The sequence below is a fragment of the Mycobacterium colombiense CECT 3035 genome (genome assembly GCF_002105755.1).
GTDB lineage: Bacteria > Actinomycetota > Actinomycetes > Mycobacteriales > Mycobacteriaceae > Mycobacterium > Mycobacterium colombiense.
This window is the reverse complement of the sequence record NZ_CP020821.1, coordinates 2,596,514-2,607,079: the sequence shown is the minus strand read 5'-3', so window position 1 is coordinate 2,607,079 and position 10,566 is coordinate 2,596,514. Positions and strand designations below refer to the sequence as shown.

Annotated in this window: 9 protein-coding genes and 2 pseudogenes; 8 read left to right on the top strand and 3 right to left on the bottom strand. The window is 65.1% G+C overall.

Annotated elements, in window-relative coordinates:
* Nucleotides 1-5: 5 nt before the first annotated feature.
* Nucleotides 6-827, bottom strand: a complete 822-nt coding sequence (locus B9D87_RS11895) for an enoyl-CoA hydratase/isomerase family protein (protein WP_007773966.1) — start codon at nucleotides 825-827, stop codon at nucleotides 6-8.
* A gap of 121 nt (nucleotides 828-948) precedes the next feature.
* On the opposite strand from B9D87_RS11895, the gene B9D87_RS11890 reads away from it, so the two are divergent.
* Together B9D87_RS11890 and B9D87_RS11885 are read left to right on the top strand one after the other, a co-directional pair.
* On the top strand, nucleotides 949-1,644 hold the full coding sequence (locus tag B9D87_RS11890) for a hotdog family protein (protein ID WP_007773967.1): 696 nt from the start codon (nucleotides 949-951) through the stop codon (nucleotides 1,642-1,644).
* The gene (locus B9D87_RS11885) at nucleotides 1,641-2,549 is read left to right on the top strand and encodes an enoyl-CoA hydratase/isomerase family protein (protein WP_007773968.1); all 909 of its coding nucleotides are present in this window, start codon (nucleotides 1,641-1,643) and stop codon (nucleotides 2,547-2,549) included. The genes B9D87_RS11890 and B9D87_RS11885 overlap by 4 nt, the downstream gene beginning before the upstream one ends.
* A 19-nt stretch (nucleotides 2,550-2,568) precedes the next feature.
* On the opposite strand, the gene B9D87_RS11880 is transcribed toward B9D87_RS11885, so the two are convergent.
* Complete coding sequence (locus B9D87_RS11880; RefSeq protein ID WP_040631197.1) at nucleotides 2,569-3,372, bottom strand: TetR/AcrR family transcriptional regulator; 804 nt, start codon at nucleotides 3,370-3,372, stop codon at nucleotides 2,569-2,571.
* Between the two features lie 192 nt (nucleotides 3,373-3,564).
* Here B9D87_RS11880 and B9D87_RS11875 point away from each other — a divergent pair, with 192 nt between their 5' ends.
* Entirely contained in the window at nucleotides 3,565-4,362 is a 798-nt protein-coding gene (locus B9D87_RS11875) for an SDR family NAD(P)-dependent oxidoreductase (RefSeq protein WP_040631198.1), read from the top strand.
* Between the two features lie 43 nt (nucleotides 4,363-4,405).
* A complete protein-coding gene (locus tag B9D87_RS11870) occupies nucleotides 4,406-5,422 on the top strand; it encodes a dihydrodipicolinate synthase family protein (protein WP_007773973.1) in 1,017 nt (338 codons plus the stop codon).
* 61 nt (nucleotides 5,423-5,483) lie between these two features.
* On the opposite strand, the gene mbp1 is transcribed toward B9D87_RS11870, so the two are convergent.
* Complete coding sequence (gene mbp1, locus B9D87_RS11865; protein WP_007773974.1) at nucleotides 5,484-5,723, bottom strand: microaggregate-binding protein 1; 240 nt, start codon at nucleotides 5,721-5,723, stop codon at nucleotides 5,484-5,486.
* Between the two features lie 343 nt (nucleotides 5,724-6,066).
* Here mbp1 and B9D87_RS11860 point away from each other — a divergent pair, with 343 nt between their 5' ends.
* The 4 genes and pseudogenes from B9D87_RS11860 to B9D87_RS11845 all read left to right on the top strand — a co-directional run bounded on the left by B9D87_RS11860 (nucleotide 6,067) and on the right by B9D87_RS11845 (nucleotide 10,565).
* Nucleotides 6,067-6,891, top strand: coding sequence for an enoyl-CoA hydratase (locus B9D87_RS11860; RefSeq protein WP_007773975.1), 825 nt, complete (start codon nucleotides 6,067-6,069; stop codon nucleotides 6,889-6,891).
* A gap of 25 nt (nucleotides 6,892-6,916) precedes the next feature.
* Nucleotides 6,917-8,109, top strand: a pseudogene (locus B9D87_RS11855) (amidohydrolase family protein).
* Between the two features lie 4 nt (nucleotides 8,110-8,113).
* Nucleotides 8,114-9,738: pseudogene (locus B9D87_RS11850) on the top strand (acyl-CoA synthetase).
* Nucleotides 9,735-10,565 (top strand): amidohydrolase family protein, encoded by an 831-nt coding sequence (locus B9D87_RS11845; protein ID WP_040631199.1) that lies wholly within the window; start codon nucleotides 9,735-9,737, stop codon nucleotides 10,563-10,565. The pseudogene B9D87_RS11850 and the gene B9D87_RS11845 overlap by 4 nt, the downstream one beginning before the upstream one ends.
* Nucleotide 10,566: the final 1 nt, after the last annotated feature.

The window sequence follows — 10,566 nt, the reverse complement described above, 5'->3', positions numbered from 1 at the left end:
TTCGATCATCGGCCTTCGAACTTCGGATCGCGTCGCTGCCGGAAGGCCTCCAGGCCTTCCTTGAAATCGCTCGTCCGGCAGGATAATTCGAGGTTGAACAGCTCCTGGGTGAGCGATTGGCTCAGCGTGGCGTGCTGACCGAAGTTCAGCGCCTGTTTGGCCAGGCCTATTGCTGCCGTCGGTCCGGAGGCGAGCCGGCGCACCAACTCCTCGGCGGCATTGTCCAGGTCGGGGCCTTCTACCGCCTGGTGAATCAGTCCCCAATCGGCCGCATCCGGCGCGCTGACCTTCTCGCCGAGCAGCAGCATGCGCCTAGCCCGAGCCAGGCCGGCGAGCCGTGGTAGCAGCCAGGTGGATCCGGAGTCCGGGCTGAAGCCGCGGGCGATGAAGGGCTCCCAGAACACCGCGTCGTCGGCGGCCACGGTGAAGTCGGCGGCGAGCGCGAGGTTGCAGCCGAAGCCCACGGCCCAGCCCCGCACGCTGCACACCACCGGCAACTGGATGGTCGCGACGAGCTCGATCACGCGGTGCGCGGCATGGGGGATGCGTCGCACCAGATCTCCGCTGCGGGGACGTTGCCCGCCCGGATTGTTGGCGGCCACCCAGTCGGCGCCCGCGCAGAAGTCGTCGCCGGCTCCGCGCAGGTGCACGGCTCGCAGCGAATCGTCGGCGGCGGCGTCGGTCAGTGTTTCGACCAGAGTCCCGATCATCAACTGCGTCAACGAATTACGCCGTGCTGGACGGTCGATCGTCACCAGTAACACCGCACCGTCGCGGTGCACTGTCACCGAACCCTCGGCACCGGCCGTGTCGGCCCCCTGACTCACCGTCGAATCCGGCCTTTCCTCGCCGATACGGTTACCCATACAGTAGGCAATACGATTGATACGCTGTATAAGTTAGCAAGGATACGCTGCCTGCGAAACAACCCGGGTGAAAGAGGGAACTATGAGCTTGTCGGAGGGGCGTCAGGCGCCCGCGTCGACGAGCAACGGCGACGCCAGGTTCGGTGAGGCGCCGCTCGACCAGACCGTCGCCGCAGCGGCCGCCATGCGGCGCCTCAGCTCGCTGCTGGTCTCCCTCGAGCACCCACACCGAGCGGTCGACGCCATGTTGCAGAAGTTCGCCGAGTGGGAGAGCGAGCTGTCGGCCGCGGCACCGGCGGACAACGCCCCGCGCATCGGCGAACTGCCCGACGATCCTCGCCGCGTCTACCTCAACCACGCGACCGATATCGGCGCGTACAACCCGTGTTTTCCCGAATACCGTTTCGACCGGCTTGATGCCGAGAACGCAACGGGCAGTGTCGAGTTCCCGCTGGTGTACGAGGGGCCGCCGGGGCTGGTGCATGGCGGATTCCTGGGTGTCTTCTTCGACTGCGTCATTCAGCACCACAACTGTGTCACCGGCCTGTCCGGCAAAACCCGATCCCTCGTGGTGACCTTCCGCCGGCCGACACCGGTGTTGACGGCGCTACGGTTCGACATCGCCCGCTCCGCGGGTGAACGCGGGATCACGTCGACCGGGCGGCTGTTGCTCGACGACGAAGTCCTGTGTACCGGCGAGGTCAGCACGTTGGCCTCACGGCCGGAGAAGCTTGCCGGATCGCGATTCGGCAGGCGCCGAAAGGAGTCCGATACATGACCGCCTCGAGCACCTCAGACGATCGCGTGCTCTTCGACGTCGATCCCGATCGGCGCATCGCGACCATCACGCTGAACAACCCCAAGCAACGCAACTCGTATGACGCGACCATGCGTGAGGCTCTCGCGCGCTGTCTGGATCGGGTGGCCGAGGACGACGACCTGACGGTGGTGCTACTGCGTGGTGCCGAAGGGGTCTTCTCCACCGGAGCCGACATGAACAACGCCTACGGCTGGTATGGCTCGTCAGCGCAACCGGACCGGGGGGCCGACGACGACCGGGCGTCCAAACGCCGCCCCAGTCAGCGCCGGCGACTCACCGTGGACCGCAAGTCTTTTGGCTTCTACCACAATTTCATGGGGTTCCCGAAGGTGACGGTGGGGGAGATCGCCGGCTACGCCCTCGGCGGCGGCTTCGAGATGGCGTTGATGACCGACATCTCGGTCATCGCCCGTGACACCAAGCTCGGCATGCCCGCAACCCGCTTCCTTGGGCCCGCGCTCGGCAGCCTGCACATGTTCTTTCACCGGCTCGGGCCGGTGCTGGCCCGTCGCCTGCTCCTGACCGGCGACATCATCGAGGCGGCCGAGATCGAACACCTCGGAATCTTCACCGATACCTGCGCGCCCGGCGCGGTGACGGCCCGGGCGCGCTATTGGGCCGAGAAGGCGGCGAAGATGCCCGCCGACGGGGTCGTGATAGCAAAGGAGGCGTTCCGGTTGGTCGAGCAGAGCCAGGCGTACCAGGGCGAAGAGGTGGCCAGCTATCTGTTCCACGCCTACGGCACCAACCTGCAATTCGGGCCGGGCGAATTCAACTTCGTCAAAACCCGGGCGCAGCACGGCGCCAGGGAGGCGTTTCGGTTACGCGACGAGCATTTCCACGTACCGGAACCCGAAGGGTGACAATCCGTTTCGGGCAGGGTCAGCGCGCGGCTGCCGCCTTGGTCCGGCTCCGGGTGGCGGTCGGCTTGCGCTGGCGTGACGGCGCCGCCTTGCTGGCCTTCGGCCCCTTGCTCTCGTCGATCAGCCGGCTGGCGTGGTCGAGAATGCAGGTCAGCCCGTACTCGAAATTGGTTTCGTCGGGCGCGCCGATGCGGTGGCCGATCCGGGTGACCTGAGCGAGTAGCGGGGTCTTTTCCGGATCGATGGACACGGCGTCTTCGATGGCCCGGGGACCGATGTCCGACGATTGGTTCTTTTCGTAGAGGCGTTGCAGCACCACCGACCCCCGAACGTGAACCGAGATCGCCGAATAGGTGTCGAACGCATCCTCCGGTGACAGGCCGGCCTCCACCAGATTGGAGACCGCCTTTTCCATCTCCTGAGCACCCATCCGCGCCGCCTTCGGGGAAAGCGCCGCCCGAATCAGAATCAGGTCGCACAGAATTGGGTTGCCCATGAACGTCTTACGCATCAACCGCGCATGGTTGGCCAATGTTTCGCGCCAGTCGCTGGCCTCGACATAGGGAGTGGCGAACACGTACTTGCTCAGGGCGCGGTCGGTCATCGCGTTGAGCAGGTCGTCCTTCTTGCGGAAGTACCAGTAGATGCTCGTCACACCGACACCGAGATGTTTGCCGAGCAGCGGCATGCTCAGATTGTCGATCGACACCTGCTCCGCGAGTTCGAATGCGCCACTGATGATGTCATCGGGATTGATGGACCCGCGTTCGCGTCGCTGGCGCTTATCGGCGGTTGCCTGTTTTGCCACTACGGGCACCTCCATCAAAATCTGTTTCGTGCATGCGGTCTGGCAGCCGTGCTGCCGGTAATATCGAATTTACCGGCACTTCTGATCTGACCTGCGTATACGCCTTCGTGTCGCATTCTTCCTCTGCTACTGTAATACCTATCGTAGGCTTTTTGGTAAACCGGCTGGACAGGCGAAAATGACCGGACTAGAGCTACGGATTAAGCGATGGATCTAGGGCTGGCGAATGCCACTGCGGTGGTCGTCGGTGGTAGCCGCGGTATGGGATTGGCGACGGCACGCTGCTTCGCCGACGAAGGTGCCCGGGTGGCGGTGGTCGGGCGTAGCCGAGATGCCCTCGACGCGGCGGTGACCGACCTCACGCAACGCGGGAGTCCCGACGCGGTCGGACTGACCGCCGACATCGGCGACGACGACGCGGTCGGGGCGGTGTTCGACGAGCTCGCGCGGCGATGGGACGGCGAGCTGAACGCTCTGGTCGTGACCGTGGGACCCGGCGCCGCGGGCACGTTCGAAGACCTGACCGACGACCAGTGGCGCGAGTCCGTCGAGGACGGCGTGCTGGGCATGGTCCGCTGCGTGCGTGCCGCGCTTCCGCTGTTGCGCAAGGCGCAATGGGCCCGCATCGTCACCTTCTCGGCGCATTCGACTCAGCGCCAAAGCGTCATGCTGCCCGCCTACACGGCGGCCAAGTCGATGCTGACCAGCGTTTCGAAGAACCTTTCCCTGCTGCTGGCCAAGGACGAGATCCTGGTCAACGTGGTATCACCGGGCAGCATCGCGTCGGAATCCCTGGTCGGCTGGGCGGAGTCGGTGGGTGTCGACGGCAGCGACCCCTACGCTCTGATGGAGGCCATCGCCAAGCATTTCGGTCATCCCGCGCACATGCCGCGGGCGGGCCTGCCGGACGAAATCGGCCCGGTCGCCGCGTTCCTGGCCTCGCGACGCAACTCCTACATGACCGGAGCCAACATCAACGTCGACGGCGGCTCGGACTTCACTTGACCGCGGGTTCCACAAATCGATTGGCAGACAAAAGGAGTCGACCATGGCTACGGCAGCAGAGGCGCGTGCATGGGCGCCGGGCGCATTGCAGGGGATCGGTGACTCCCTCTACACCCCGTTCTGCGGCACCGACGGCGATGACATCGACTGGGACGCCTACCGGACGCTGGTGCGCTACTGCGTGGGTGATCTCGGGCATCCGATGTTGTGGTGCACCAGCGGAATCGCCGAGTTTTGGTCGCTGACCCTCGACGAGCGCAAACGCCTGCTGGAGGTGGCGGTCGAGGAGGCGCGCGCCATCAATCCCGACGTGGTGGTGCAGGCCTGCACGGCCGCCATGTCGGCCAAGGACTGTGTGGAGTTGACGCTGCACGCCCAGCATGCGGGCGCCGACATCGCCTATATCCAAACACCGATGATGGAGGCGCACGGCGGTGACGGCGTGCTGCGCTTCTTCGAATACGTGGCGGCGCGCACGAATATCGCGCTGGGCATGTTCAATTCGCCTTCGTCGGGTTATGTGCTGACTCCGGCCGAAAGCGCCCGGATCTACCACGAGGTTCCCGCGGTGTGTGCCACCAAGGAGGGCGCCTTCCGGCCGGCGGCCAGCCGGATGCTGCATGAGCTGGCGCCGGGCCTTGCCGTGTGGGAATGCGACAAGACGGTGTACCGGGCCGGCTGGCTGCGCGACGGGATCGTCTGCCCGGCGCAGTTGGGCACCGCGGGCTATCTTTTCGAAACGCCCACGCGGCGTTTGTTTTCCGAGTACTGGGATCTGGTGCGCAGCGACAAGCTGGTCGAGGCGATGGACTATGGCCGCGAGTCCGGCATGGACCAGTTCGATCTCGACGTCGGATCCTGGTGGACGTGCTACCCCGGGCGCGCGGATTACTTCACCCACTGGGGCGAGGCGTTCAAGTACGCCGCGTCGCTGCTTGGCCTGCCCATCGGGGCGTATCCGCATTCCCGTCCCCCGCAGGCCGAGCTGCCCGCCGAGGCCAAGGCCCAGATCGAGAACGCCTACCAGCGTCTGGGCCTACTCGAGACGGCGTTGCGCTAGAAGGGATTACGCAGCGAAGCGGGCCCGGTCGGTGACCGGGCCCGCTCGATCAGCTGGCCGTTTAGTTCTGCTCGGCCCGCTCGCGCTCCTCGTAGGCCTTGGCCTTGCCGCGAGCCTTCTCAGCAGCGGCTTCCTTCTTGCCGGCGTTGCGCTGCGCCTCCGCCTTGTCCTGCTGAGCCTTGCCCTCGTCGATCAGGCCGTCGTTGCCGATGATGATCCCGATGATCTGCTTGGTCTTCCCGAGAGCATCTTCGACGATGCCTCGAACGAGTTCGATCGGGCCGCTCTTGACGTCAACCATTGCATCTACCTCCCATTGTCGGCTGGCTTGCTATGGGTTTCCCGATCGCGCGACCGGTGCAAACGTGGTGCCAACGTGGCACACGCCACAAGAATTAAGTCTTGCCACGTCGCCGGGGCGTTTGTGCGCCGAAAAAGAGTTGCGGCGCTCGGTTACGGTGCCGTCAAAGTCGTTGCCCGCCGGACCGGCGATCCGCGGGTGACTGGAGCGCTGGTTCGGCGCGCGAAATCGCAGTTTAGTCGGGGTTTCACACCCGCCTGGCGCCGGTTGTGGAATGCAGTACCGATAGGTATACAGTATGGGTACAAACTCGCCTGTTGGTCAGCTATGAGGGGACGGTCCGATGAGCGCCGCCGAGCGTGTGGTCACCGATGAGGCGGTGCTTTATGAGACCACTGAAACCGGTGTGGCGATTCTGACTTTCAATCGCCCGAAGCGGCTCAACGCCTGGGGCCCCGACATCTCCGCGGGTTTCTACGCGTGCGTCGATCGTGCCGAGGCCGATCCCGCGGTTCGGGTGATCGTGTTGACCGGTGCCGGCAAGGGGTTCTGCGCCGGCGCGGATCTCGGCGGCGCGGGAACCATCGATGAAAAGCTGGGCGATGGCGACACCGACGTCAGCCAGCTGGTCGGCGACCGCCACCCGCACTTTCTCACCGCGCTGCGTAAACCGATCATCGCCGCGGTCAACGGCGCCTGCGTCGGCATCGGCCTGACCCACGCCCTGATGTGTGACGTCCGGTTCGCGGCCGCCGGCGCCAAGTTCGCCACTGCGTTCACCCGGCGGGGATTGATCGCCGAGTACGGGATCTCGTGGATTCTGCCGCGGCTCGCCGGATGGGGCGCCGCGATGGATTTGTTGCTCAGTGGGCGCACTTTCTCCGCCGAGGAGGCCGCGGAACTCGGTCTGGTCAAGGAAGTGGTTGCACCCGAACAGCTGATGGCCCGCGCCATCGAGTACGCCGACGACATCGCCCGCAATTGTTCGCCCGCATCGATGGCGGTGATCAAAGAGCAGGCCTACGGCGACGCGCTGCGCGATGTCGCCGACGTCAGCGACCGCGCCGAAAAGCTGATGCACGAGTCGCTGGCGCGGCCCGACGTCATCGAGGGAATTACCAGTTTCTTGGAAAAGCGGCCGCCGGATTTCCCGCCGCTGAGCGAGTAACGAGCTGACGGAAAGGATTACGGCCATGTCCCTGAATTATCAGGCGATCGACGTCGACAACCACTACTACGAGCCGCTGGACTCGTTCACCCGCCACCTGGACAAGAAGTTCAAGGGGCGGGGCGTCCAGATGGTCACCGAGGGCAAGCGGACCTGGGCCGTGATCGGGGGCCGGATCAATCACTTCATTCCCAATCCCACCTTTGACCCGATCATCGTGCCGGGCTGCCTCGACCTGTTGTTCCGCGGCGAGATTCCCGAGGGCGTCGACCCGGCCTCGCTGATGAAGGTCGAGCGGCTGGCGGACCATCCCGAGTATCAGAACCGCGACGCACGGATCGCGGTGATGGACACCCAGGACATCGAGACGGTGTTCATGCTGCCGACGTTCGGATGCGGGGTCGAGGAGGCGCTCAAACACGACATCGAGGCGACGATGGCGTCGGTGCACGCGTTCAATCTGTGGCTCGACGAGGACTGGGGCTTCGACCGCCCCGACCGCCGAATCATTGCCGCGCCGATCATTTCGCTGGCCGATCCGGCCAAGGCCGTCGAAGAGGTCGAGTTCGTGTTGGCGCGCGGCGCCAAGCTGGTCCTGGTGCGTCCGGCGCCGGTGCCCGGCCTGGTCAAGCCGCGGTCGCTGGGCGATCCCAGCCACGACCCGGTGTGGGCCCGGCTGGCCGAGGCGGGGGTGCCGGTGGGATTCCACCTGTCCGACAGCGGTTATCTGCACATCGCGGCGGCGTGGGGCGGCAAGGCGACCTTCGAGGGCTTCGGGGCCAAGGACCCGCTGGATCAGGTTCTCCTTGACGACCGCGCCATCCACGACACGATGGCCTCGATGATCGTGCACGGGGTGTTCACCCGTCATCCGAAACTCAAGGCGGTCAGCATCGAGAACGGTTCCTACTTCGTGCACCGGCTGATCAAGCGCCTGAAGAAGGCGGCGAACACCCAGCCCAAGTTCTTCCCCGAAGACCCGGTGGAGCAATTGCGCAACAACGTGTGGATCGCCCCTACTACGAGGACGACCTGGCGGAGCTTGCCGAGGCCATCGGCGTCGACAAGATTCTGTTCGGTTCCGACTGGCCGCACGGGGAGGGCCTCGAATCGCCGGTGTCGTTCGTCGAGGAACTGGAAGGCTTCAGTGAATCCGACGTTCGGAAGATCATGCGGGACAATGCCTTAGACCTTCTCGGCGTTAAAGTACCCGCCTGATCGCATGAGTGAATGGACCATAGGGGCGGTTCTCGACGAGATCGCCGGCGTCATCGGAGACCGGACGATGACGGTGTGCGGCGGCCGCCGCAGCACCTTCCGCGAGTCGGCGGAGCGCACCCGCCGCCTGGCGAACTACCTGGCGGGCAACGGGTTGGGGGCGCATCGGGAACGCGCATCCCTGCAGAACTGGGAATGCGGTCAGGATCGCGTGGCGCTGATCATGCACAACGACCTGTACGCGGACATGGTCATCGGCTGCCTCAAGGCCCGCGCCGTGCCGGTGAACATCAATTACTATTACACGCCGCGCGAGGTCGGCGAGCTGCTTGACTACGTCAAACCACGAGCGGTCATCTACCACCGCGGGTTGGGCGCGAAGTTCACCGAGGTGCTGCCTGGCGCCGGCGTGGATCTGTTGTTGTCGGTCGACGACGGAACCGGCGTCCCGGAGTTACCCGGTGCGGTGTCCCTGGATAACGCACTCGCACAGGGGGATACGGATCACAGCGTGACGCCGTCACCCGATGATCTGCTGATGATCTGCACCGGCGGCACCACCGGCCGGCCCAAGGGCGTGCTGTGGCGACAGTCCGACATCTATGTGTCGTCGATGGTCGGCGCGGATCATGAGTCCGCGCAGGAGATTCACGACAAGGTGCGTGCCGATGGCCGGGCGCCGTGGTTCGCCGTCTCACCGCTGATGCACGCCGCCGGCATGTGGACGGCCTTCTCGGCGATCATGGCAGGCACGCCGGTGGTGCTCTACGACACCGCCAAGAAGCTCGACCCCCGATTGGTGTGGGAGACGGCCGAGCGCGAGAAAGTCGGCATGATGACCATGGTCGGGGACGCGTACGCGGCGCCGCTGGTTGCCGAACTGCAGCGTGGTCGATACGACCTGTCGTCGCTGTACGCGATCGGCACCGGAGGGGCCGCGACAAACCCGAAATATCAACGGGCGCTGCTGGAATTGATACCCCAGCTGACGCTCATCAACGGATACGGGTCGTCGGAGACCGGAAACATGGGCTTCGGGCACAGCCGCGGTCGCACCCGAACCGACGCGTTCACGCTGCGCGAAGGTGGCCTGGTTCTCGCGGAGGACTACAGCCACTTCCTGGTGCCCGGCGAGCCGGGGGTGGGATGGGTGGCCAGGGAGGGACGAATCCCGCTCGGATACTTCAACGACGCCGACGCCACCCGCACGACGTTCCCCGAGGTCGCCGGCAAGAGAGTTGTCATCTCGGGCGATCGCGCCAGCCTGGAGGCCGACGGCACCCTGCGGCTGTTCGGCCGCGACTCCCTGGTGGTCAACACCGGCGGCGAGAAGGTGTTCGTCGAAGAGGTCGAAGAGGTGCTGCGCGCCCATCCGTCGATCGCCGACGCGCTGGTGGTCGGCCGCCCCAGCGAGCGCTGGGGGAAGAGCTCGTCGCCCTCGTCGAACTCCGTGACGAAGCGGAGGCGGACGCCGCGGAGCTGCATGCGCACTGCACGTCGCAACTGGCACGGTTCAAGGCGCCCAAGGAAGTTATCTTCGTTGAACGCGTCCAGCGGTTGGGCAACGGCAAGGCCGATTACCGTTGGGCGAAACGTCACGCGACAGCAAAGGCGCCGATGTCAACATGAAAGCTATCGATTGCCTGGTCAACGTCCACTTCGGCGAGACCGAGCAGCAGCCGACCTGGATGCTCAAGGTGCGCGATGACTACTTCAAGGGCCCCGAGTCGATGTTCGCGCCGGTCGAGCTGTCGAAGTTGCTCGACGAGATGGACGCCGAGGGTGTGCGCAAGGCGATCTTGATGGACAACCTGGCCAAGCCGTCGGTGACCGCGCGCAAATTCGTCGAGGAGAAGCCGGACCGTTTCGCCCTGGCGATGGGTGGGGTGAACCTGCTGCGCCCGATGCCGTCCCTGCGTGAACTTTCCGCCGTCGTCAAAGACCTGCCCGTGGCGTATGCCGCTGTCGGGCCGAGCTTTTGGGGTGACGGTCAGTACCCGCCCAGCGACGCCGTCTATTACCCGCTCTACACCAAGTGCGCCGAGCTGGAGCTGCCGTTGTGCATCAACACCGGCATTCCCGGGCCGCCCATCCCCGGCGAGGTGCAGAATCCGATCCACCTGGACCGGGTCTGCGTGCGCTTCCCGGAATTGAAGCTGTGCATGATTCACGGTGCGGACCCGTGGTGGGACGTCGCGATTCGGTTGCTGATCAAATACGCCAACCTGCGGTTGATGACGTCGGCGTGGTCGCCAAAGCGGTTGCCGGACAGCCTGTTGCATTACATGCGGACCCGCGGGCCGAACAAGGTCATCTTCGCATCCGACTGGCCGGTGCTGAAAATGCATCGCGTGGTTCCCGAAGCGGCCGCGCTGGACCTGCCGGCCGACGTGCTCGACAACTATCTCTACAACAATGCCCAAGAATTCTTCTTCGGTGGCCAGGAGGAAGGCTGAG

Coding starts and splice junctions, on each gene's coding strand:
- B9D87_RS11885 (WP_007773968.1), top strand. CDS start 1,641: ATGACCGCCTCGAGCACCTCAGACGATCGCGTGCTCTTCGACGTCGAT.
- B9D87_RS11875 (WP_040631198.1), top strand. CDS start 3,565: ATGGATCTAGGGCTGGCGAATGCCACTGCGGTGGTCGTCGGTGGTAGC.
- mbp1 (WP_007773974.1), bottom strand. CDS start 5,723: ATGGTTGACGTCAAGAGCGGCCCGATCGAACTCGTTCGAGGCATCGTC.
- B9D87_RS11890 (WP_007773967.1), top strand. CDS start 949: ATGAGCTTGTCGGAGGGGCGTCAGGCGCCCGCGTCGACGAGCAACGGC.
- B9D87_RS11880 (WP_040631197.1), bottom strand. CDS start 3,372: ATGGAGGTGCCCGTAGTGGCAAAACAGGCAACCGCCGATAAGCGCCAG.
- B9D87_RS11870 (WP_007773973.1), top strand. CDS start 4,406: ATGGCTACGGCAGCAGAGGCGCGTGCATGGGCGCCGGGCGCATTGCAG.
- B9D87_RS11860 (WP_007773975.1), top strand. CDS start 6,067: ATGAGCGCCGCCGAGCGTGTGGTCACCGATGAGGCGGTGCTTTATGAG.
- B9D87_RS11845 (WP_040631199.1), top strand. CDS start 9,735: ATGAAAGCTATCGATTGCCTGGTCAACGTCCACTTCGGCGAGACCGAG.